Here is a 23,135-nt window from a genome sequence, read left to right as displayed (position 1 = left end):
GTAAAGAATGTAAATTCGATGCGAATAGCAATACCTCGCAATTGATACAAAGTCTTGTTGGCCCTATATTCCGCGGCCTCACATCCTTGGGGAAGGGACACGTCATGTCGCGCATTCTTATAAAAACACCAGCCAGTTCACCACGCATGCTGGCCTCGGCCATCGGTGTAGCCTTGAGTGCCAGCTCTGCTGCCCACCTGGCGCAGGCGGCGGAAAACACCGAGCAGAAAGGCGAGCGCAACCCTATCTCCCTTGGCGCCACCAATATCACCGGCCAGGAGCAGGACAACACCTCTTATCAGGTGGAAAAAGCCTCTTCTCAGAAATACACCGCACCATTGGTGGACACACCGCGCTCGGTCACCGTGGTGCCGCAACAAGTACTCAAGGACACTGCCGCTACCTCGTTGCAGGATGCCTTGCGCACCGTACCGGGCATTACCTTTGGTGCCGGTGAAGGTGGCAACCCCCAGGGCGACCGTCCGTTTATCCGCGGCTTTGACGCCCAGGGCGACACCTACCTGGATGGCGTGCGCGATACCGGCGGCCAGAGCCGCGAGATCTTCGACATCGAGTCGATCGAGGTCAGCAAAGGCCCGAACTCCTCGTTCGGCGGCCGTGGCTCGGCCGGTGGCAGCCTCAACCTGGTGAGCAAGACCCCACAAGCGCGGGACTTCACCAACGGCGGCTTCACCTACGGTTCCGACCAGACCCGCCGCTACGTGCTCGACGTCAACCGCCAGTTCCTCGACGACAGCGCCGCCTTCCGCCTGAACCTGATGAGCCACGAACAAAACGTTGCCGGCCGCGATGCGGTGAATTACGACCGCTGGGGCGTGGCACCGTCGTTGACCTTTGGCCTGGGCACGCCAACCCGCGTGAACCTCAGCTACTACCATATGGAAAGCGATGACCTGCCGGATTCGGGGATTCCCTATGGCTATGGTTCGTCGACTGCTACTGCCCACGTGCACGACAAGCCCACCGATGGCGGCGACAGCAACAATTTCTACGGTTTGAAAAGCCGCGACTTCCGTAAGACTCGCGCTGATATCAGTACGTTCTCTATCGAGCACGACCTGAACGACAACATGACCTTGAAAAACACCCTGCGTCACGGCAGCACCGGCCAGGACTATGTGCTGACCCAACCGGATGACAGCAAACTCAACGTCAACAAATTCGGCACCGTATGGCGTCGCGCTAACAGCCGCGTGTCCACGACCACCACGACCACCAACCAGACCGACCTGTTCGGCAGCTTCCAGGCCCTGGGCTTCAAGCACAGCTACTCCACCGGCCTGGAATTCACCGGCGAAGAAACCCGCGTCAGCGGCTACACCGTCAGCCCCAATGCCAACCCGGTGTGCAACCCGGCCAAGGGCGGCGTGGGCGGCCAGTGCACCTCGCTCAGCAACCCGAACCCGGACGACGCCTGGAACGGCAGTGTCGCGCGCAACTACAACGGCACCAACACCAAGGCCACCAGCCGCGCCGCCTATGTGTTCGACACCATCGAGCTGGATCCGAAATGGCTGCTGAACGTCGGCCTGCGCTACGACACCTTCGATACCGAAGCCAACACCAACGCCACTACCGGACGCACCAAGATCAAGGATGACAGCCAGTTCTTCAACTGGCAGGCCGGCCTGGTCTGGAAGCCTTTGGAAAACGGCAGCATCTACGCCTCCTATGCCACCTCGGCCTCACCAGCTGGTGGCCTGGTAGGTGAAGGCGCCGACGGTAACCCATTGTCTGCCGGTGCCGCCACAAGCGACTTGCAGCCTGAAGAAACCGTCAACTACGAACTGGGCACCAAGTGGGATCTGTTCCATGATCGTCTGTCCCTGTCCGCTGCCGTGTTCCGTACCGAGAAGAAAAACACACGTATCCTGGTGGACGCCCTCACCTACGAGAACGGCGGCGAGTCCCAAGTCGATGGCGTAGAGTTGTCGGCCAGCGGCAAGCTCACCGATCACTGGCAAGTGTTCGCCGGCTACACCTACCTGGACAGCGAGTTGGTCAAGTCCGGCCTCAACGGGCGTAACGGTGTGGTAAGCGCCGGCTCCAACAAAGGCAACCAGATGCCCAACACGCCGAAGAACTCCTTCAGCCTGTGGACCACCTACGACATCACGCCCAAGCTGACCGTCGGCGGCGGCGCGTTCTACGTCGACGAGGTTTATGGCGATGCCGGCAACACCGTGTACGTGCCGTCCTACACCCGCTATGACGCCATGGCCAGCTACAAGCTGACCAAGAACGTCGACCTGCAACTGAACGTGCAGAACCTTACCGACAAGACCTACTACGACAAGGCCTACTCGGCGCACTTCGCCAACCAGGCGGCCGGTCGTACAGCGCTGTTGACCACCAGTTTCCACTTCTAAAAGCAGTCAATGCCTGCCCCAAGGCCCCACGCATCGGATGCGTGGGGCTTTTGTGTGTAAAACAGAATTTTTCTCGTTAACCCACGGCATAATGCGCGCCGTGAAATAGATATCCAGATGAGCGAGGCGGTGCGACGTGTTGAAGAAAACCCTGTTCCAGTTGCACTGGTTTTTCGGCATCACTGCCGGGCTGGTGCTGGCCTTGATGGGGGTCACCGGGGCGGCGTACTCGTTCCAGGATGAAATCCTGCGGGCACTCAACCCCACCGTCTTGAGCGTACAGAAGCGCGAGGCCGGTGTGCTGCCGCCTGCCGAACTGGTGCGCAAGCTGGAGGCCGCCGAAGGCAAGAGCGTCGCGATGCTGTGGGTGGAAAGCGACAGCGGCAACGCTGCCCGAGTGTCCTTCACCCCGCCGCCGGGAGAGCGCCGTGGCCAGATGCGTTACTTCGACCCCTACACCGGCGACTACCTGGGCGACGCCGTCGGCCAGGATGTGTTCGGTTTTATCCTGCAACTGCATCGCTTCCTCGCCATCGGCGACACCGGGCGCAACATCACTGGCGCCTGCACCCTGATCCTGGTGTTTTTCTGCCTTTCCGGCCTGTATCTGCGCTGGCCGCGCCAGGTAAAAAGCTGGCGCGCATGGTTGACCCTGGACTGGCGCAAGAAGGGCCGCAGTTTCAATTGGGACCTGCATTCGGTATTCGGCACCTGGTGCCTGCTGTTTTACCTGCTGGCGGCGCTGACCGGGCTGTATTGGTCCTACGACTGGTATAACCAGGGCGTGACCAAACTGCTCTCCGACGCGCCGCAAAACGAGCGCATGCGCAAACGCGGCCCGCCACCGGCCGGCCCTGCTCCGGTAGCCAACTACGACGCGATCTGGAGCAGCATCTACAGCAGCGCCGGCCCCGACCTGAGTGCCTACAACATCCGCATGCCGGCCGTCGCCGGGCAGCCGGCCACTGTGTATTACCTGCTCAAAGACTCGCCCCATGACCGTGCGCTGAACCAGATCAACCTGGACCCGGCCACCGGCGAGGTCAAATCCCACGAGCGCTACGCCAGCAAGAGCCTCAAGTCGCAATTACTGACCAGTGTCTATGCGCTGCACACCGGCAGTTATTTCGGCCTGCCCGGGCGCATCATCCTCACCGTCAGCTCGCTGCTCATGCCGTTGTTCTTTATCACCGGATGGCTGCTGTACCTCGACCGCCGCCGCAAGAAGCGCCAGGTACGTGACGCCCGCAAGGGCCTGACGGCCAATCACAGCAATGCGCCGGCCTGGCTGATCGGTTTTGCCAGCCAGAGCGGCTTTGCCGAACAGCTCGCATGGCAAACGGCTGGCCAGTTGCAAGCGGCGGGCCTGCCGGTGAAGGTGCAGCCCCTGGGTAGCCTCAGCCAAGACGACTTGAGCCAATCGGAACATGCGTTGTTCGTGGTCAGCACTTTCGGCGACGGCGAAGCGCCTGACAACGCGCGTGGTTTTGAGCGCAGCGTGCTCGGTCAGAACTTACCGCTCAAAGGCTTGAACTACTCGGTACTGGCCCTGGGTGATCGCCAATATGAACACTTCTGCGGCTTTGCCCGACGCCTGCATTTCTGGCTGACCAACCAGGGCGGTAACGCCCTGTTCGCCCCGGTGGAAGTCGACAACGGCGACACTGAGGCCTTGCTGACCTGGCAACAGCAACTCGGACAACTCACCGGTCACGCGCCAGCGGCGGCTTGGCAACCCGCCCAGTATGAAACCTGGACACTGAGCCAACGCACCCTGCTCAACCCTGGCAGCGTCGGCGCCGACGTCTATCTGCTGGGCCTCACGCCGCCCACGGCGCAAAGCTGGCAGGCCGGTGACCTAGTGGAAATCCTGCCGCGCAACTGCCCCTGGGCCATTGATCACTTCCTCCACGGCCTGGGCCTGGCCGGCAGCGATGGCGTGCTGATCGACGGCCTGGCGCACACTCTCGACCAAGCCTTGGCCACCCGCCAATTGCCGGATAACCGCACGCATTTGGTCGGCCTGCATGCCCAAGCCCTGGTGAACGCACTGGTGCCCCTGGGCATGCGCGAATACTCCATCGCCTCGATCACCAGCGATGGCGTGCTGGAGCTGATCGTGCGCCAGGAACGCCACGCCGATGGAAGCCTGGGCCTCGGCTCAGGCTGGCTGACGGAACACGCGGCCATCGGTTCGGGCATCAGTCTGCGGCTGCGCCGCAACAGCGGCTTCCATCTGCCGGATGCGCCGGTGCCGCTGATCCTGCTGGGCAACGGCACCGGCCTGGCGGGCTTGCGCAGCTTGCTCAAGGCACGCATCGCCGCTGGCCAGCAGCGCAACTGGCTGCTGTTTGGCGAGCGCCAGATCGCCCATGACTACCTGTGCCAGGGCGAACTGCAAGGCTGGCTCGCCAGTGGCGACCTGGCCCTGCTCGACCTGGCGTTTTCCCGGGATCAGGAAGAGAAGATCTACGTACAGGACCGCCTGCGCGAATCGGCCGATGTGCTGCGTAAATGGCTGGCGGACGGCGCGGCGATTTATGTGTGTGGCAGTCTGCAAGGGATGGCGACGGGGGTGGATCAGGCGTTGGTGGATATCCTGGGCAATGAGGCGGTGGAGCGCTTGATTGAACAGGGCCGCTATCGCCGGGATGTGTACTGAGATTTTGTTGGTCCTGATCGTTCCCACGCTTCGCGTGGGAACGATCATCTACTCCAGGTCAGACGGGTTGCAGCTTTTGTTCGAACACTGAGACCCCATCCAGATCCCGCAGAATCACGGTCAACTCCGCCGTCTGCCCGTCAATCTGCACCTCGCCAAAAAACTGAAAACCGGCAAACGGCGAAGTGTTTTGCGCAGGCGGCGCCTTCTCGAACACCACTTGCGGGCCAAAGGTTTTATCCAGCGGATTAGGCCCGAAACTCCCGGCATTCAACGGGCCCGCGACAAACTCCCAGAACGGCTCGAAATCCTGGAACGCCGCCCGGTCCGGATGGTAGTGATGCGCCGCGCAATAGTGCACATCAGCGGTCAACCACACATGGTTGCGTACCTTTTGCGCATGCAGAAAACCAAGCAGTTCGGCAATCTCCAACTCGCGTCCTTGCGCCGGGCCGGAGTCGCCGTTGGCGATGGCTTCCCAACGCGGCACGCCTGGGCTTACTTCACCGTCGGGCACGCCCAGGCCGATGGGCATGTCGGCGGCTATCACCTTCCACTGCGCTTGCGACACCTTGAGTTCACGCTTGAGCCAATCCAGCTGTTCGCGACCGAGAAAGGGTTTTTCACCGCCCAGGTTGTCGTCATTCGGCCCACGGTAGCTGCGCATATCCAGCACAAATACATCCAGCAGCGGTCCATAACTGAGCTTGCGATAAATACGCCCACCACCGTCGGCACTCTGCCGCCGCATGGGTGAATACTCCAGCCAGGCCTGGCGAGCGCGACCGACAAGGGTGTTGATATCGCGGGTCTGGTAACGCTCGTCCAACTGCTTGCTGGACGACCAGTTATTAATCACCTCGTGATCGTCCCACTGCCAGATCTGCGGCACTTCGGCATTGAAGCGGCGCACGTTCTCATCCAGCAGGTTGTAGCGGTAATTGCCGCGATACTCATCCAGGGTCTCGGCGACTTTGCTTTTGGCCTCGGTGGTGATGTTGCGCCAGATGCGCCCGCCTTCGGTGGCCAGTTGTGCAGGCACCGGGCCGTCGGCGTAGATGGTGTCGCCGCTGTGGATAAAGAAGTCCGGCAGGCGCAGGCGCATGGCTTCATAGATGCGCATACCACCGATGTCCGGGTTGATACCGAAGCCTTGGCCGACGGTGTCGCCGCTCCACACAAAGCGGATGTCGCGGCGCTGTTGCGGCACGCTGCGCAAGTGGCCGAACCAGGGTTCGCTGGCGACACCGGTCTGGGCATCTTCGAAATGCACGCGATAGAAAATCGCCTGGTCCACCGGTAAACCGGTGAGTTCCACACGGGCGGTAAAGTCGGTGCGGCTGTCGGCCAGGGCCGAGATAAACTTGCGCGGGTTGCTGAACACACTGCGGGTGTCCCACTCCACCACCATCTTCGCCGGGCGGTCGCTGCGGCTCCAGATCATCGCACGGTCGCCGAGCAGGTCGCCGGACTGCACTCCGTCAGTGAGTTGCGGCCGGTCCTTCACCGAAGCGATCACCGCCGGGGCCAGGCCCGGCAACAACAGCCCGGCGCCCACGGCTTGCATCACACGGCGACGGCTGAGATCGAAGTGGCTCATGCAGGTGCCCTCTTGAGTATCAAAAGGCTCACTAAAGCATGCGGGGATGAAGCAGATATGACACCGTCCTTACAGCCAATGAGAACTCAAATATGGGATGGGGCAAGCCCCCTCCCACATTTTGTACCTCATCAGCCCTTGGCAGCAGTGACCGTCAGCTCCACAGCTTCCGGTCGCTTAAGCAGCGCATACACCAACCCCGTCAACACACTGCCCGCCACAATCGCCAGCAAATACATCAATGCATGGTTCATCGCATTCGGGATCACCAGCACAAACAAGCCGCCGTGGGGCGCGGCGAGTTTGCAGCCAAAATACATCGACAGCGCACCGGTCAAGGCGCCACCGGCAATGCTGGCCGGGATCACCCGCAGCGGGTCTTTGGCCGCGAACGGGATCGCGCCTTCGGAGATAAAGCACAGGCCCAGGACCATCGCGGCCTTGCCGGCTTCGCGTTCGGTCTGGGCGAACTTGCGCCGGGCGAGCAAGGTGGCGATGCCCATGCCAATCGGCGGCACCATGCCGGCAGCCATGGTCGCGGCCATCGGCGCACCACTCGACGCCGCCAACAGGCCGACGGAAAACGCATACGCCGCCTTGTTGATCGGTCCACCCAAGTCCACGCACATCATGCCGCCGAGCAAAATACCCAGCAGCACCGCGTTGGTGGTGCCCATGGTGCTGAGAAAATCAGTCAGGCCGGACAGCAACCGGGCGACCGGCGGGCCGACCAGGTAGATCATCACCAGACCGGTGAACAAGCTCGCCAGCAACGGGATGATCAGGATCGGCTTGAGCGCCTCCAGGCTCTGGGGCAGTCGTACCGCACGGCTGATCAACTTGACGCAGTAGCCCGCAACGAAACCCGCCAGGATGCCGCCGATAAAGCCCGCGCCCAGCGTACCCGCCAGCAACCCGCCGATCATGCCCGGCGCCAGGCCAGGGCGGTCAGCGATCGAATAGGCGATGTAGCCCGCCAACAGGGGCACCATCAGCAGGAACGCCTGGTCACCGACGCTTTTCAGCGCTGCCGCCAAGGTGCCCGGCTGCTCGAACGCATGGATGCCGAACACGAATGACAAGGCGATCAGCAAGCCCCCCGCCACCACCATCGGCAACATGTACGACACGCCGGTGAGCAAGTGTTTGTAGACGCCGGTTTTCTCCGATTTGGCCGGCGCGCCGCTGGCTGCGCTTTCCACTGCGCCTTCGGCCAGGGCCTTGTTGAGGATGGCTTCGGATTGCTTGAGGGCAATACCGGTGCCACAGCGGTAGATCTTCTTGCCGGCAAAACGCTCGGTAGCGACTTCGATATCGGCCGCCAGCAACACCACGTCGGCATTGGCGATGGCTTCCGGGCTCAACGGCGTGCGGGCGCCCACCGAGCCCTGGGTCTCGACCTGCAAGTCATAACCCAGGCGCTTGGCGGCCTGCTGCAACGCTTCGGCGGCCATGAAGGTGTGGGCCACGCCCGTCGGGCAGGCGGTAATTGCGACGATACGCGGCGCATGCTTCGCGGCCAGCGGGGCGTCGTTGGCGACATACACCTGGGCTTCTTCGGCGCCGCGGCGCAATACGGCCTCGACATCCGCCAGCGCCTGGGCCGGCGTGGTCTGGAACACGCGCTTGCCGACAAAACGCTGCATGTCCACCGGCGTGCTGCTGACCAACAACACCCATTCAGCGTCATCGAGGGTGGCCTGGGACAACTGGCGCTCCGGGCGCTGCACGTCGACGACTTCGACACTGGTGTGCAAGCCCATGCGCTGGGCGGCGGCGTCCAACAAGCGGGCGCACAGCACACTGGTGACCATGCCGTTGGGGCAGGCGGTAACAATGGCTAACTTCATCACAAACCCTCTTATTGTTTTGTCAGGACGCGTACATCGACGCCGCTTTCAAGGTGCGCCAACTGCGCGTCATCGCTGATGCCAAAGCCGATCTGCGTTACCGCCATCGCGGCAATCGCCGTGGCACGGCGCAGGGTCTGTTCGGCTGCTTCGTCGCTGAGCAAGCCGTGAAGCATGCCGGCCAACAGCGAGTCGCCGGCGCCCACGGTGCTGGCCACCGTCACCTTGGGCGGCGTGGCGTGCAGCGCTGCACCTGGGCGGTACCAGGTCACACCCGCAGCGCCGTCGGAGACCACCACATGTTCGACGCCCTGCTGATGCAGTTGGCTGATGGCATCGGTGGCATTATCCAAGGCTTCGGCCAGCTCTTCGGTATTGGGCTTGACCAGCCACGGCCCGGCCTGCAAACCGGTGCGCAACGCTTCTCCACTGGTGTCCAGGGCGACTTTCAAACCGAGGCCTTTCAACTGCTGCAACAGCCCTTGAAACCACTGTGGGCTGACGCCGCGCGGCAAGCTGCCGGCCACCACCACCGCGTCGAATTGCGGGCCAATCATTGCGACCCTCTCGAGCAGTGCGTTCTGCGCCTCTTCACTCACCAGCGGTCCCGGCGCATTGATGTCGGTGACCCGCCCATCCTGCTCGGCAATCTTGATATTGCTGCGGGTTTCGCCGGGCACGCGAACGAACGCATCGCCAAATCCACGGCGGCTGATCAGCGCATCGAAAGCCTGGGGGTTCGCCTCACCAAGAAACCCGCCAACGCTGACGTCATGGCCCAGGTCCGCCAGCACTTGCGCCACGTTCACGCCCTTGCCCGCTGCATGGGTGAGCATCGCTTCACTGCGATTGACTGCACCCGGTTCCAGGCGCGCCAGGCGCACCGTGAGGTCCAACGCCGGGTTCAGCGTCAGGGTCAGAATCTTCGCCATTTACACGGCCTCCACAAGGGCACGCACCTCGGCAGGCGAACCCACCGCCAGTGCCTGTTGCGCCAGGCCCTGGGCCTCGCTCAGACTGAATTCACGCACCCGCGCCTTCACTTCAGGAATGCTGCGGGCCGACACACTCAACTCATCCACACCCAGGCCGACCAGCACCGGCACGGCCAATGGGTCCGCCGCCAACTCGCCGCAGACGCCGACCCATTTGCCGTGGGCATGGGCGGCGCGCACGGTGATGTCGATCAGTTGCAACACCGCCGGGTGCAGGCCGTCGGCCTGGGCTGACAGGGTCGGGTGACCACGGTCGATGGCCAGGGTGTACTGGGTCAGGTCATTGGTGCCGACGCTGAAGAAGTCCACTTCCTTGGCCAGCACCGGCGCCAGCAAGGCGGCTGACGGTACTTCAATCATGATGCCCAATTGCAAATCAGCCACCGGGATTTCCAGGCGCAGGCGCTCGGTCATGTCCCGGGCTGCGCGCCATTCATCCACGCTGCCGACCATGGGAAACATGATGCGCAACGGCCGGTTATCCGCCGAACGCAGCAGCGCACGCAGTTGCGCTTCCATGATCTTGGGGCGCTGCAAGGTCAGGCGAATGCCGCGTACGCCAAGAAAGGGGTTTTCCTCTTCGGCGATAGGCCAATACGGCAAAGGCTTATCGCCGCCCACATCGAGGGTGCGCACTACCAGCGGGCGCCCGTCGAGGCCGTCGAGCACGCGACGGTATTCGGCCTCCTGGGTGGCTTCGTCCGGCGCTTGGGGATGGGCCATGAAAATCAGTTCGGTGCGCAGCAGGCCAATGCCTTCGGCGCCCTGCTCCACCGCACTGGCCACCCCGGCGCTTTCGCCGATATTGGCGAACACTTCCACGGCGTGACCGTCACGGGTCAGCGCCGGTTCGTGGCGTTGGGCCGACGCCGCCTGCAAGCGTTGCTCGCGGGTATCGCGCTCGGCCACGGCCCGTTGCAGGGTGGCGGCGTCCGGGTCGACATGCAGGCGACCGCGCTGGCCGTCGAGCAACAGCGGTGTGCCGGCGTTCAGCAACAACACCGCAGCGCCTGCGCCGACCAAGGCAGGAATGCCCAGGGCGCGAGCGACGATGGCGCTGTGGGCGGTGGCACCGCCGCGAGCGGTAAGGATACCGGCGACGCGGGCCGGGTCCAGGCGCGCCACGTCCGAAGGGCCGACTTCATCCATCACCAGGATGTAGGGCTCGCTGGGCTCCTGGACGGTTTCGACACCGCACAGCTGCGCCAGCACTCGACGGCCGATATCGCGCAGGTCGGCGGCGCGCTCGGCCAGCAGGGCGTCCTGCAACGCTTCCTGCTGTTTGGCGGCAGCCTCGATCACGCTCATCCAGGCGGCTTCGGCGCTTTCGCCCTGCTTGAGGCGGGTGTCGACTTCGTCGGTCAGTTCCGGGTCGTCGAGCATTTCCTGGTGGGTGATGAAAATCTCGCGGATGGCCTTGGCCAGGCTGCGTTCGATCAGGCCCTGGATATCCTGGCGCACCTCGTTCAAGGCCGTGTGCAGGCGCTGGCGCTCAATCGCGGCAGACTCACCGCGCAGGGGGTAATCAAACAGTTGTGGAATCTGGATATGGGCCGGGCCGATGGCGATGCCCGGCGCGGCGGCGATGGCCTGGAGCTGGCTACCACTGAGCGGCGCGCTGAGTACCGGCTCGACATCGACCTGGGCAGGTTGGGCGCTTACGCTCGGCAATGGCTCGACGTCTTCGCCAAGGCCCTCTTCGATCGCGGCCAACAGCGCGGGCAATGCGTCGCCGGCAATCGTCGGCTCGGCAACGAATTCCAGTACCTGGCCGCGACGCGCACCAAGGCTGAGCAACTTGCTCAAGCTTTTGACCGACACGGCGCCCACCGGGCCATCGATGATACGCACACGGATATCGCCATCGAAACTCTTCGCCAATTGCGCGAGGATCTTCGCCGGGCGCGCATGCAGGCCATGGGCGTTGGCCAGGGTAATGCGGGCGCTGGGCCAGTCCGCAGGCAGTTCGCCGCCCAGCACTTCCAGCACCGCACGGCTGCTGGTGGCACGCCCCAGTTCCTGGCCGCGCCCTTCAATCAACAAGGCACACAGGCGTTCAAGCAGGGCTTGGTGGGCTTCACCGAGGCTCGCCAGGCAGAACAGGCCGTGCAGGGGCTGGCCGAGGTAGCGCATGGGTTTGTCCGGCGTGACAAACGCCAGGCCCGGGCGCTTGACCGTCTGCTCGCTGTGCAACCACCACAAGCCATCGCCCAGGGGCAGCGCGTCAACTTGTTGCAGCACTGCTGCAAAACCATTGCTCACGCAGTCGGCCTGGCGCAGCAGCCTTGCGCCGCGCCATACCAACTCTTCAAAATCATCGGCAGACACGCCCAGGCTGATCATCTGCGCATCCAGCGCCAGCTCCTGGGGCGCGCCTTGCAACAGCTTCAACAAGGCTTCGGCGCTGCCGGCCCGACGTAGTGCCTGGCCCAAATCGGTTTCACCGAGGGCGCGGGTCAGCAGTTGCAGCAGCCGCAGGTGCTCGTCGGATTTAGCCGCGATGCCAATCGCCAGGTAGACCACCTGGCCGTCGCCCCAGTCCACCCCTTCGGGGAACTGCAGCAGGCGCACACCGGTGGAAAATACCTGGTCGCGGGTTTCTGGCGTGCCGTGGGGAATGGCGATGCCCTGGCCGAGAAAAGTCGAACCTTGGGCCTCACGGGCTTGCAAGCCACTGAGATAACCCTCGGCAACCAGGCCGTCGGCCACCAATTTGTCAGCGAGCAGGTGCAAGGCAGCAGACTTATCCACAGCCACCTGGCCCATGGATATCTGCTCTACGGTGAGCTCAAGCATGCCGTTCTCCTAGTTAGTGCGATGTGCGCACTAGGTATTGTTTTGAATTAATCAGCGCGAGACGTTCAAAAATAACTGACTGAGTGGTCAATTGGCAGTGGTCACTCAGTGGCGAACATCGTAAAAATACGCCTGCTGAAACGTTTAATCTAGAATTTATGGCAGATTACGCGTTAATTGCGCAAGCTAGAAGGGCCGCTCGGCGCTTGCTCTGGGACATTGGTCATAGGCTGGAATCGGTTACGATTGGACAAAATGTCGGGGCACGCGCTAAAAAACAAGGAAATCCCGGATTGAAACTCAGTGATATCGCACGTCTGGCCGGTGTGTCCGTGACCACCGCCAGCTATGTCATCAATGGCAAGGCCGAACAGCAACGCATCAGCAATGCAACCGTTGAGCGTGTGCGCGCCGTGGTCCAGGCCCATGGCTTTACGCCCAATCCCCAAGCCGCCGGGCTGCGCAGCCGGCACACGCGCACTCTGGGGTTCATCCTGCCCGACCTGGAAAACCCCAGTTACGCACGCATCGCCAAGCTGCTGGAACAAGGTGCACGGGCGCGGGGCTACCAGTTGCTGATTGCCAGTTCCGATGACGAAGCCGCCAGCGAACGCCAACTGCTGCAACTGTTCCGTGCGCGGCGTTGCGATGCGTTGTTCGTCGCCAGTTGCCTGCCAGCCTCGGATGACAGCTATCGCGAGCTGCAAGCCAAGGGGTTGCCGGTGATCGCCATCGACCGGGTCATGGAGCCAAGTCAATTCTGCTCGGTGGTCAGTGATGACCGCCAGGCCTGCCAGCAACTCACCAGCAGCCTGCTGCAATCGCTTCCCAAGCAAATCGCGCTGATCGGCGCACGCCCCGAGTTGAGCATCAGCCAGGAGCGTACAGCAGGCTTCCGTGAAGCGCTGCAAGGCTTCACCGGCGAAGTGATCATCGAACAGGGCGAAGCCTTCAGCCGTGACTGCGGCCGACAGTTGATGGAACAACTGCTGCAACGCCTGGGCCATTTGCCCGACGCGCTGGCGACGACATCCTACGTACTGCTGCAAGGCGTGTTCGACGCACTGCATGACTTCCCCCTCAGGTCGCGCCCCCTGCGCCTGGGCACCTTCGGCGATACCCAACTGCTGGATTTCCTGCCACTGCCGGTCAACGCCATGGCCCAGCAACACCAGTTGATCGCCGAGACCGCCCTGCGCCTGGCCCTGGCCGCCATTGAGGAAGAACAGTATCAACCGGGCGTGCACGCCATTGGCCGAACCTTCAAGCAGCGTATTCACGAGGCCTGAGCGTGGAGCTGATCGACACCCACACCCACCTGGACTTCGCGGATTTCGACCACGACCGCTCGCAAGTCCTCGCCCATAGTCGTCAACTTGGCGTACGGCGCATGGTGGTGTTGGGCGTATACCAGAAAAATTGGCAGCGGCTGTGGGATTTGGTACAGGAGGACGACGACTTGTTCGCGGCCTTCGGCATGCACCCGGTGTATCTCGACGAACATCGCCCCGGCGACCTGCTGGAGCTGGGTGAATGGTTGACGCGCCTGCACGGCCACCGGCAACTGTGCGCGGTGGGCGAAATCGGCCTGGATTACTTTCTTGAGCAACTGGACCGCGAGCAGCAGCAAAGCCTGTTTGAGGCCCAGCTGAAACTTGCGGTGGATTTCCAACTGCCGGCCTTGCTGCATGTACGCCGCAGCCACGCCGCCGTGATTGCCACCCTCAAGCGCATCCGCCTGCCACGGGGCGGGATCATCCATGCGTTCGCCGGCAGCGCCGAGGAGGCCCGCGAGTACATCAAGCTCGGTTTCAAACTTGGCCTGGGCGGCGCCGCCACCTGGCCCCAGGCCCTGCGCATGCACAAGGTGCTTGCCCAGTTGCCCCTTGACGCTGTTGTGCTGGAAACCGATTCGCCGGATATGGCCCCGGCCATGTATCCCAACCAGCGCAACAGCCCGCAGCACCTGCCGGACATCTGCGTCGCCCTGGCGCAGCGCATGGCAATCAGCCCTTCATTGCTGGCTGAGACGAGCACACGCAATGCGTGTGAGTTGTTCAACTGGTAGCGGGCTGATGACCTGCAACTCCAAGGTCATCCTCTGTCGATGACGGGCGTAGCGCACGACCAGGAAATGAATCAACACCGTAGCCAGTGAAAGGTTGAACTGCGCAATCATGCTGAGCAGCCCCAACCACTCTGCGACCAGGGCCACCACCAAGGTCGCGCACGTCAGCATGATCATGCCCGGCCGCACCAACGCCCACTGGTCGAGGGCGCGAAACTGACGTAACTGCTTGAGGCAACACAGCTGCAAGCCGCAGTGGCAATACGTACAGTCAAAAGGTATCTCAACGGCAATGGCGTTCAATTGCCAAGGCTTGAGTTCAAACGTCATGTCGCACTGGGCGCAATGCCCCTTGATGCCGAATGCAGCGGCCATCGTCGTGTCTCCTCGTGACCGTGACGGATGAAATAAATTCTCACCTAACCACGCTGCGATAAAACACAGTCCGACAAATCAGGATATGCGCCACGCAATCCGAAGCTCAATCCCACAGAAAATTCCTACACTCGAAACGCACCGATCAATTGCTTCAACTCAATGACCTGCGCCGACAATTGCCGGCTGGCCGCTTCGGTCTGTTGGGCGCCTTGCGCCGCATGCTCCCCAGCGCGATTGATTTCGACAATATTCTGGTCGATGTCTTGGGCGACCGCCGTTTGCTGCTCTACGGCAGCGGCAATCTGCTGGTTCTGGTCAACGATCATCCCTACGGCGCCGAGGATATTCTCCAGGGCTTGCTGGACTTTTTCCGACTGCCCCACCGTGCCACTCGCCATTTCATGGCTGCTGCCCATGGCCTTCACCGCCGCGCCGACGCCACTGTGCAAGCGGCTGATCATTTGCTCGATTTCTTCGGTGGAGTGCTGGGTGCGTCGGGCCAGGGTGCGCACCTCGTCGGCCACCACGGCAAAACCTCGGCCCTGTTCACCGGCCCGGGCGGCTTCGATGGCCGCGTTGAGCGCCAACAAGTTGGTCTGCTCGGCAATGCTCTTGATCACTTCCAAAACCCTGCTGATGTCCTGGCTGTCGGCGGCCAACTGGTTGATTACCCGCACCGACTCATCAAGCTCCGTAGCCAGGCGTGCGATACCGCCTTGCTGTGATTGCACCAGCGCTCGCCCACTGACGGTTTCATCATTGACGCTCTGGGCGCTGTTGACTGCCGCCGCCGCGCTACGCGCCACCTCCTGGGCAGTGGCCGACATTTGGTTCATCGCCGTCGCCACTTGTTCGATCTGGCTGCGCTGGCCAGACACCGCCTGGTTACTCTGTGCCGAAACCGCCTGGACCTGTCCGGCCTGCAGCTCGACCTGGCTGACCGTATGCCCGACGCGCTCGATCAAGTCGTGGATCTTGGCCACGGTGCCATTGAACACCTGGCCCAAGTCCCCGAGCTCATCGCGGCTTTGGGCAACGAAGGTGACCGTCATGTCACCTGCCGCCACTTTGTCCATCATTGCCCCCAGGCGACGCAAGGTGGTACGGGTGGAAACGAAGAAGCCTGCATATAAGTAGAAAATCAGCGCAAATACAGCCGCCAGGGCCGCGACCAGCAGCACCATGTGCAGTCGGTTTTGTGCCAGGCGTTGCTCCAGTTGCTGCCCGATGAACGCCAAGGTGGCGTCATCCAGTTGATATGTCTTGACCATCAGTTGGCTGACGCTGTCGTAAAACACCTGCCACGATGTGTCGAGGGTCTCGGCCATCACCACCTGTTCTTCGAACAATTCGCTGCCTTGCTTGAGGCTGGCCTGACTGGCTTGCGCCAGGGTGTCAAGGGTAGCGTGTGCAGCATGGCTGGCGCCCAGCGCGTCCTGCAGTTTCAAGCCATATTCGCCCTGGAGTTTTTCCAACTGCTGCAGCAGTTCGTCAAAGCGTGTGCTGGAAGCAGAATTGATAAAGCCTTGGCCCAGGGAGTACGCGCCCATCGCACGCCCCTCCCCGAGGGCCTGGGTGACTTGCGGGGTGACGGTGGTGACCAGGTCGGAGAGTTGGCGTAGATCACTTTGCGCGTCACGGCTCAAGCCGGCCTGGCTGGCAATAATCTGGCTGAGCATCTGGGCCTGGTTAAGTAATTTGCCGATCAGCGCCGTTTTGTTGAGCAACGAACTTTCCTGTTGCTGCGCCTTGAACGCGGCGATCAACTCGTCGCGCTTGCTTTCAAAAACGGTGACGTGCTCGGGCTGGGTCGCCACGGCGCTGAAGGCTTGCAAGCGGTCCAGCACACTCTGCTCCAGGGCGCTGATCCTCGCCTCAAGGTCGGCGGCCTTGCCGGACTGGCCAAGCGTGGCGTTGATCTGCACCTGGTTGTTGAGGGTTTCCAGGTCGCGACGCAACACCAGGCTGCTGCCAAGCAGGTCAAGGCTCTGGAGTTCGATGCGAGTGCCCTGGAATTCGCGCCAGGAATCACGCACCAGGTAATAGTTGGTCGCCAGCATCGGCAGCAGGAATAGCACGCTGATCAGGCTGAACTTCATGCCGAAGCTCAGGCGGTTCATCAGCGCGACGGCGGGATAGAGCAAGCTCTTCACAGGTGACCTCCCCTTCTTTTATTTTTATTGAGGCGCAGGGCGACGGCAGATAGCCACTATTTAGCGCTCTGTCTGTATAGCTCAATTTGAAAGGGAGTTTTGTAACGTAAGGTTAACGGCGTGTCCGGAGCCCCAATGTGGGAGGGGGCTTGCCCCCGATAGCCATGGGTATCTAAACAATCGTGTAGCAGCCGACGGTAACCACGATGCGCAGCGAGCCGCTCGTGATCTTGCTTTTGATCTGAGGCGCCCCGTTAAACCACGCTGGCCGGAATTCGACAGGGATTTGGGGGGTAAACCGGCAGGGATGCCGGTTTAGCCGCCATCGGGGGCAAGCCCCCTCCCACAATGTTTAGGGCAATACAGTCCAGATGGCAAAACCGGCATACCACAGCACCGCTGCACGCAGCAGCAGCTCCCACAGGCGATCCAGACTGTTGATGCCATCGGCACCCACCACCGGCGGCGGAATTTCGGCAGCGGCCAGCCCGACTTTTTCCATCAGCTGTGCAGCGCTGATGTCCCAGCTCAGCAGTTCGTGGAGCATCACACGGCTGACCCCGACGAAATTGCCCACCAAGGCAAAACTCGCCGCCAGCAGGCGTACCGGCAGCCAGTCAAACGCGTGGCGCAATTGCGTGGCACGCTCGGTCACCAAGGGGTTCTGGCTATGTTCGCTGGCCAGGGCCAACAGGCGGTAGGCCAAGGCGGCCACTGGGCCCAGCAGGAAATACCAGAAAATCACCGCGAAAAAGCTCTGATACGCCTGCCACAGCAAGTAGCCCTGAACGCGCTCCAGTAATTGCTCGCCACTGTCCGCGCCAAGATTCAGATCGCGCTCGGCCACGTGTTCGGCAGCTTGCAGGTCACCGCGCCGCCAGGCGTCACGAAACGGTCCCAGCCCTGCCAACAGATCACCACGGCCCAGGCTGTAGATCACCACCAACAAGTGCACCGGCAATGCCAGCAGGCCATAGGCCACGGGCTCCAGTACCAGCAGCAACAGCGCCAGCAACGCCACGGGCAGCAGCACCATGATCAGCAGGATCAGCCAGGGGCGCTTGCCCATGCGCGGGCTCGACTCCAGCCTGGCCAGCTCACGCAGCCATCCGCCGTCGCGCTGCAGCCGCAGGCGCAAGGCCGAGAACTTCTCGATCCAGACCGCCAGCACCAACACCAGGAAACTCATTATTCGTGTCCTCCATCCTGCAGGGCGCTACGAAAGCGCGTCCAATCAAAAGCGGGGCCCGGGTCGGTTTTGCGTCCCGGAGCGATGTCGCTATGACCACAAATACGTTGTTGGGTAATCTTCGGGTAGGCCGCCAGCAGCTGGCGTGTCAGGTCGATAAGCGACCTGTACTGGGCATCGGTAAATGGCAGTTCGTCAGTGCCCTCCAGCTCGATCCCCAGGGAGAAATCGTTGCACACTTCGCGGCCCTCGAAGCTGGAAACACCTGCATGCCAGGCTCGTTCCCGACAAGAAACAAATTGCGTCACAATGCCGTCACGCTCAATCAGAAAATGCGCAGATACACGTAGGTGTGCAATCCCCTCAAAGTAGGGATGTTCCGAGATATTCAGGCGATTCTGGAAAAACTCCTGCACCTTGCCAGTGGCGAACTGCGCCGGCGGCAAGCTGATGTTGTGCACCACCAACAGCGAGATTTCGCCTTCCGGGCGCTCGTTGAAGTTGGGCGAAGGGCAGTGACGAATGCCCTGGCACCAACCGCTGGCGTGGTCCAACTGCATACAGGCTCCTTGAATGAGACGAAGTGTTACCAGTATGCCGCGTTCCGCCCTGCGGTTGCGATCACTTGCCGCGATTGAGTTGACGCAGGTTACCCACCACCGCAGCCAGCGCACGTTCGAACAGCAAGCCATTATCCAGCGTGCGCAGCGCGCCACGCTTGAAGGCCAGGGCTAACTGCCCGGCGGTTTGCTCCAGGACCTTGAGCCCTGTGCGACTGACAAAAACATAGGTACTGGCAGGCGGCATGATTGCCGTCAACTTGCAGCGCAGGATGGCGGCGTCGTTTTGCTGCAGCTCGATCCAGGTGCCTATACGCAACTGCTGGACCTTGAGCAGATCGGAATCATCATCGGGCAGAGGCTCGTGGGGTGGCGGCAAACTCGGGCTGAAGACGAAAGGCTCGCGGACTTCGACCAGCACATCGACGCCCTCGCCCTCTGACGACTGCACATGCATGGCCTGCAACTGCTGGAAAAACTCACGGGTGCTGAACGAATCGAACGCCGCGCTGGTCAGGCCGTCACGCAACGCCTTGAGCAGCCCGGGTAATTGTTCGAGCAAACGCCGGCCTGCTTCGGTGTCTTTCTGCAGGCCAACGCTCCAGATCAGCTCATCCATGGTGCGCAGCGCCGTTTGCCATTGCAGGGATTGTTCACCGTGCTTGAGCGCGGTCAAGACCAGCACCTGGCTCCAGGCTCGCTGCAGAAACTGCAGCACAAACTGCGGCAAGACTTTACCCAGTAGCCGCCGATTGAGCACCTGCGCCACACGCTGGCGAGCAGCCTCGGTATGCAGGCGCTCTTGCTCGGCTTCATGGGTGTGCCGCTCCAGCAACTCACTACGCCCGCGCTCATCGGCGGTAAACGCGCTGAACTGCGCCAGTAGCTGGGAAAAAATTGCCGTATCTTCGACAAACTCATTCAGTAGCCGCTGTACGACCTGCTCGATACGCAGGTAGAGGTAGTCGCGCGGGTTGTCCCCGGGCGGGCTCCATCCCATGACGGCGTTTGCGATTTCATTGAGCAAGCGTCGCACCGGATGGTTCGCGCAGCTGAACAGGCTTTTGTCCAGCACCGCGACTTTCAGCATCGGAATCTGCAAGCGGGCAATCAAGCCCTTGAAAGCAACCGGCACGCCGCGGTCATCGAGAATGAACTCAAACAGCAAGGCAACCAGGTTGATTACATCTTCGTCAGCCTCTTCCAGCACCCGCGACCTGCCACTCTTGACGCTGACCCGAGTCAGTAGCTGCTCAAGCTGGTTGCGCAGGTCGAAATCGGCGTCGGCGTCGGGCTCCGGGACGTACTGTTGCAAATGCGACAGCAGGCGCAGCAGGTCGCGGGTGGCAATGGGTTGCGGCTCGGTACTGGCCTCGAGGGTCGGCGCTACGCTGCCACGCACGGCCACCAGCCATTTTTGCAAGGCACTGAAGGCCTCTTGTCCGCTTGGCTCGAACGGCGGCTCGGCGATCGACTGGCTGGCGTGGTGCTGTTCACGGGCCGCAGGCGCGCCGGGACGACGGGACGGAACGGCCTTGAGTTGGGGCAGTACCCCAGTGGCGACCAGTAGCTGATTGGCCTCGGCGTACAGCAGATCAGCGTCGCTGAGCACATATTTTTCAAACAGCTTGAGCATGATCAGCTTGACCCGGATCTCCACCCCCAGGCTGCGCCCGGCCTGCAGGAAGAACTCGCAAAGCAAGGCCGGCCCCAGTGGGTTCTCATGGTCATCCAGGCGCCTGCCAAGCAATTCACTGAACCGCGCACTCAACTGCCCCAGTGCCAACCCATCGCGATGCCGTACTCGACTGAGCATCGCTTCCAGGGCCACGGCTTTTTCCGCCTCGTCCGCGCTTGTACCGGACGCGCCTTCGTAAGACACCACCGGCACCAAGTGCATGTCGCCGCGCCCGGCCAGGCCCAGATCGGCAAAGGCGACGAACAGCTGCTCCATGAATACGCGCTCGAAGTTCTTGCGCTTGAGGCGCAGGTCGCGCATGGCCTCGAAGAAAATATGATGATCGACGGTGCTACGCGCCTTGTCAGCCATTTCGAACAGGGTGTCGTCGGCGTTATCGAACAACTCCTGCAAACCCTGTTGCAACTGTTGCGCGGCCTTGTCACGCACCTGCAGCACCACCACCGGCAGGCGCGCGAGCGGCGATGGCGTGGCCTGTGCCCTGTTGAAAGGCACCACCTTTCCGTCATTGTGCATCCTGGCCTCCTGAAACGGCGGTGTTGAGAGGGGGAAAGAACGGGGGCAGGCCCGGGAGGCACTGCAAACACCCGGCTACCACCAGGACGTCAAAGCTATGACGCCAATCGCAAGGCGCGAGATTATCTTGCAAATGAGGGTAGTTGCGCCAGCAAACTATGCCTTTGCGCTGTAATTGAGTGGCGAGCCTGGGTTCAAACGCGCGCAGCCCCTATAATCGAGGCACTTTGTTTGTGGAGCCTGTTATGCCGAACCTCCGTCTCGCCGACCTTACCGCCGAAATTGAAGCCAACGTGCGCCGCGCACTCCTGGAAGACATCGGCAGTGGCGATATCACCGCGCAGTTGATCCCGGTCGAACGGCTGGCCAAGGCGACGATCATTACCCGCGAGGCGGCCGTTATCGCCGGTACGGCGTGGGTGGATGCGGTGTTCCGCCAACTGGACCCACGGGTAGCCGTGCATTGGCAGGTGGCCGACGGTGAACGGGTCAACCCCAACCAGGCGCTGTTCCACCTTGAAGGCCCGGCACGCTCGCTGCTCAGCGGTGAACGCTGCGCGCTGAATTTCCTGCAGATGCTGTCAGGCGTCGCCACCCGTGCGCAGTTCCTGGCGGACTTTGTTGCCAGTACCCAGGTCAAGCTGCTGGACACTCGCAAGACATTGCCGGGCCTGCGCCTGGCGCAGAAGTACGCAGTCACCTGCGGTGGCTGCCATAATCACCGCATCGGGCTGTATGACGCGTTCCTGATCAAGGAAAACCACATTGCCGCCTGTGGAGGTATTACCCAGGCCGTCACGGCCGCCCACAAGATCGCCCCGGGCAAGCCGGTGGAAATCGAAGTGGAAAGCCTGGAAGAATTGCGCGAAGCCCTCGCGGCGGGTGCCGATATCATCATGCTGGATGAACTGAGCCTGGACGACATGCGCGAAGCCGTGCGCCTGACCGCCGGCAAGGCCAAGCTGGAAGCCAGCGGCGGGATCAACGAAACCACGCTGCTGCCTATCGCTGAAACCGGCGTGGACTACATCTCCATTGGCGCGATGACCAAGGATGTGAAGGCGGTGGATCTGTCGATGCGTCTGAGCATCTAAAGTGCCTTGACTGTAGGAGCGAGCAAGCTCGCTCCTACAGGCTGCTTTTAAACTACGAGGTTATTCATCTCGCAGTATTCGTCCCACTCGACACCCAGCACTTCGGCCGCCTCTTTGTGCAAGGCCAGCCGTGCGGCTTCAAACTCTTCAGGCGTAGAAGTGTACTTGAGGGTCAGCTCCCAGGGCTGGTAGCCCTGGCTCTCGGCCTCGTCCTCGAATGCCCACTGGATCTGGTCACGCTGGTCGTCAGCGCTCAGTTCCTTGATCTCTTCTTTAAGCTGCGGCGACTCCTCGAGATATTTTTCGAGAGCTGCTTGGTGCCGAACTTCCTGGGTCATCTCAGTCGTGGTCATGTCGTTCTCTTAGATCGAGGAATGGGGATGCATCTGGGTCATCAAGGTTGCGCAGATACAAAAGAGCGGGCACGAATGCCGGCTCGTCTGGCCTTCAGAACCATTCTGGGATCATCTGAAAACATTGCCTTTGAAGCGGTGGTGCCTTGGTGCCCGAGACAGGAATCGAACCTGCGACCTTCGCGTTACGAGTGCGCTGCTCTACCGGCTGAGCTACACGGGCGGTGGGCTAAAGCTAGCACTGCATCGGGCATGCAGCAACTGGCTCGCTTACCGCCCGGCGGCCGTCACGCTCCGTTGGCGGAGCAGCCCTTGGCAACGTACTGCGCATCAGCCGTGGTGGCACAAGTCCAGCCACTGGTGGCGCTGCGGATCAAGGTGATGGTCTTGCCCAACACAGGGGCCGGCGCATCGAGGATTTCACAACTGATGGAGCCGGCGCCCGAAGCCACATCACCCGCCACGGTGATCGTGCAGTTGGCCGTCGGGCTGGTGCCACCGATCAACTCCAGCGTGGGCACAGTGCCCTGGTTGATCGTGTCTTCGTAGCCAGCCTTCAACGCGCTGATTTCAGCCAGCCCCGCCGTGAACTTGGCCTTGGCCTGGTGCTTGGTGTACATGGGCAAACCGATGGTGGCCAAAATGCCGATAATTGCCACGACGATCAACAACTCGATCAAGGTAAAGCCTTTTTGACGCATCTCTTTCACTCTCCAGAATAGAACCATGACAAGGCGCGTCCTGCGCCCCGTAGTGTGCAACGGCGCCAGTGTACTCATGCCCACGCGGCCAATCGCGTACAGGACGCACATTCTGACATTTTATTCCTGAA

16 protein-coding genes and 1 tRNA gene are annotated in these 23,135 nt (G+C 61.7%); 5 read left to right on the top strand and 12 right to left on the bottom strand.

What is annotated here, in order from left to right:
* Positions 1–104: 104 nt before the first annotated feature.
* Together TU73_RS21230 and TU73_RS21225 are read left to right on the top strand one after the other, a co-directional pair.
* A complete protein-coding gene (locus tag TU73_RS21230) occupies positions 105–2,390 on the top strand; it encodes a TonB-dependent receptor (protein ID WP_057013863.1) in 2,286 nt (761 codons plus the stop codon).
* Positions 2,391–2,526: 136 nt separating this feature from the next.
* Positions 2,527–5,052, top strand: a complete 2,526-nt coding sequence (locus TU73_RS21225; protein WP_057013862.1) for a PepSY domain-containing protein — start codon at positions 2,527–2,529, stop codon at positions 5,050–5,052.
* Between the two features lie 58 nt (positions 5,053–5,110).
* Here TU73_RS21225 and TU73_RS21220 read toward each other — a convergent pair whose 3' ends face one another.
* The 4 genes from TU73_RS21220 to ptsP form a co-directional block, all read right to left on the bottom strand.
* Positions 5,111–6,652, bottom strand: coding sequence for an alkaline phosphatase D family protein (locus tag TU73_RS21220; protein WP_057013861.1), 1,542 nt, complete (start codon positions 6,650–6,652; stop codon positions 5,111–5,113).
* Positions 6,653–6,783: 131 nt separating this feature from the next.
* Positions 6,784–8,502 (bottom strand): PTS fructose-like transporter subunit IIB, encoded by a 1,719-nt coding sequence (locus TU73_RS21215; protein ID WP_057013860.1) that lies wholly within the window; start codon positions 8,500–8,502, stop codon positions 6,784–6,786.
* A gap of 11 nt (positions 8,503–8,513) precedes the next feature.
* Positions 8,514–9,434 (bottom strand): 1-phosphofructokinase, encoded by a 921-nt coding sequence (gene pfkB / locus TU73_RS21210; RefSeq protein ID WP_057013859.1) that lies wholly within the window; start codon positions 9,432–9,434, stop codon positions 8,514–8,516.
* Positions 9,435–12,293, bottom strand: a complete 2,859-nt coding sequence (gene ptsP, locus TU73_RS21205; protein WP_057013858.1) for a phosphoenolpyruvate--protein phosphotransferase — start codon at positions 12,291–12,293, stop codon at positions 9,435–9,437. It abuts the gene before it with no gap.
* A 293-nt stretch (positions 12,294–12,586) separates the two neighbouring features.
* Between ptsP and cra the strand changes: the two genes are divergently transcribed.
* Both cra and TU73_RS21195 read left to right on the top strand, forming a co-directional pair.
* A complete protein-coding gene (gene cra / locus TU73_RS21200) occupies positions 12,587–13,582 on the top strand; it encodes a catabolite repressor/activator (RefSeq protein WP_057013857.1) in 996 nt (331 codons plus the stop codon).
* Between the two features lie 2 nt (positions 13,583–13,584).
* Positions 13,585–14,361, top strand: a complete 777-nt coding sequence (locus tag TU73_RS21195; protein ID WP_057013856.1) for a TatD family hydrolase — start codon at positions 13,585–13,587, stop codon at positions 14,359–14,361.
* On the opposite strand, the gene TU73_RS21190 is transcribed toward TU73_RS21195, so the two are convergent.
* From TU73_RS21190 to TU73_RS21170, 5 genes are all read right to left on the bottom strand, one after another.
* Positions 14,308–14,736, bottom strand: a complete 429-nt coding sequence (locus tag TU73_RS21190) for a hypothetical protein (protein WP_057013855.1) — start codon at positions 14,734–14,736, stop codon at positions 14,308–14,310. The genes TU73_RS21195 and TU73_RS21190 overlap by 54 nt on opposite strands.
* Before the next feature lie 125 nt (positions 14,737–14,861).
* A complete protein-coding gene (locus TU73_RS29665) occupies positions 14,862–15,566 on the bottom strand; it encodes a methyl-accepting chemotaxis protein (RefSeq protein WP_415840065.1) in 705 nt (234 codons plus the stop codon).
* 1,678 nt (positions 15,567–17,244) lie between these two features.
* On the bottom strand, positions 17,245–18,081 hold the full coding sequence (gene ampE, locus TU73_RS21180) for a regulatory signaling modulator protein AmpE (protein WP_057013853.1): 837 nt from the start codon (positions 18,079–18,081) through the stop codon (positions 17,245–17,247).
* Positions 18,081–18,641: a 1,6-anhydro-N-acetylmuramyl-L-alanine amidase AmpD gene (gene ampD / locus TU73_RS21175; protein WP_057013852.1), complete on the bottom strand. Its 561-nt coding sequence runs from the start codon at positions 18,639–18,641 to the stop codon at positions 18,081–18,083. Before ampD ends, ampE begins: the two co-directional genes overlap by 1 nt.
* A gap of 61 nt (positions 18,642–18,702) precedes the next feature.
* On the bottom strand, positions 18,703–20,856 hold the full coding sequence (locus TU73_RS21170; RefSeq protein ID WP_057013851.1) for a DUF1631 domain-containing protein: 2,154 nt from the start codon (positions 20,854–20,856) through the stop codon (positions 18,703–18,705).
* Positions 20,857–21,101: 245 nt separating this feature from the next.
* On the opposite strand from TU73_RS21170, the gene nadC reads away from it, so the two are divergent.
* A complete protein-coding gene (gene nadC / locus TU73_RS21165; protein ID WP_057013850.1) occupies positions 21,102–21,950 on the top strand; it encodes a carboxylating nicotinate-nucleotide diphosphorylase in 849 nt (282 codons plus the stop codon).
* A 47-nt stretch (positions 21,951–21,997) separates the two neighbouring features.
* On the opposite strand, the gene TU73_RS21160 is transcribed toward nadC, so the two are convergent.
* The 3 genes from TU73_RS21160 to TU73_RS21150 form a co-directional block, all read right to left on the bottom strand.
* Entirely contained in the window at positions 21,998–22,303 is a 306-nt protein-coding gene (locus TU73_RS21160; RefSeq protein ID WP_057013849.1) for a DUF6388 family protein, read from the bottom strand.
* A 147-nt stretch (positions 22,304–22,450) separates the two neighbouring features.
* Positions 22,451–22,526: transfer RNA gene (locus tag TU73_RS21155), tRNA-Thr, on the bottom strand.
* A 64-nt stretch (positions 22,527–22,590) separates the two neighbouring features.
* Positions 22,591–23,004, bottom strand: coding sequence for a pilin (locus TU73_RS21150; RefSeq protein WP_057013848.1), 414 nt, complete (start codon positions 23,002–23,004; stop codon positions 22,591–22,593).
* Between the last annotated feature and the right edge of the window lie 131 nt (positions 23,005–23,135).

Origin of the sequence: Pseudomonas libanensis (assembly GCF_001439685.1) — a bacterium.
Taxonomy (GTDB): domain Bacteria; phylum Pseudomonadota; class Gammaproteobacteria; order Pseudomonadales; family Pseudomonadaceae; genus Aquipseudomonas; species Aquipseudomonas libanensis.
The sequence above is the reverse complement of the archived record's forward strand: the minus strand, read 5'-3'. Positions and strand labels throughout refer to the sequence as shown.

Bases quoted from the DNA above. Each gene is read 5' to 3' on its own strand.
- ptsP (WP_057013858.1), bottom strand. From the start codon at position 12,293: ATGCTTGAGCTCACCGTAGAGCAGATATCCATGGGCCAGGTGGCTGTG.
- TU73_RS21220 (WP_057013861.1), bottom strand. From the start codon at position 6,652: ATGAGCCACTTCGATCTCAGCCGTCGCCGTGTGATGCAAGCCGTGGGC.
- TU73_RS21150 (WP_057013848.1), bottom strand. From the start codon at position 23,004: ATGCGTCAAAAAGGCTTTACCTTGATCGAGTTGTTGATCGTCGTGGCA.
- ampD (WP_057013852.1), bottom strand. From the start codon at position 18,641: ATGCAGTTGGACCACGCCAGCGGTTGGTGCCAGGGCATTCGTCACTGC.
- ampE (WP_057013853.1), bottom strand. From the start codon at position 18,081: ATGAGTTTCCTGGTGTTGGTGCTGGCGGTCTGGATCGAGAAGTTCTCG.
- nadC (WP_057013850.1), top strand. From the start codon at position 21,102: ATGCCGAACCTCCGTCTCGCCGACCTTACCGCCGAAATTGAAGCCAAC.
- TU73_RS21215 (WP_057013860.1), bottom strand. From the start codon at position 8,502: ATGAAGTTAGCCATTGTTACCGCCTGCCCCAACGGCATGGTCACCAGT.
- TU73_RS29665 (WP_415840065.1), bottom strand. From the start codon at position 15,566: ATGTCGGCCACTGCCCAGGAGGTGGCGCGTAGCGCGGCGGCGGCAGTC.
- TU73_RS21170 (WP_057013851.1), bottom strand. From the start codon at position 20,856: ATGCACAATGACGGAAAGGTGGTGCCTTTCAACAGGGCACAGGCCACG.
- TU73_RS21190 (WP_057013855.1), bottom strand. From the start codon at position 14,736: ATGGCCGCTGCATTCGGCATCAAGGGGCATTGCGCCCAGTGCGACATG.
- TU73_RS21160 (WP_057013849.1), bottom strand. From the start codon at position 22,303: ATGACCACGACTGAGATGACCCAGGAAGTTCGGCACCAAGCAGCTCTC.
- TU73_RS21230 (WP_057013863.1), top strand. From the start codon at position 105: ATGTCGCGCATTCTTATAAAAACACCAGCCAGTTCACCACGCATGCTG.
- pfkB (WP_057013859.1), bottom strand. From the start codon at position 9,434: ATGGCGAAGATTCTGACCCTGACGCTGAACCCGGCGTTGGACCTCACG.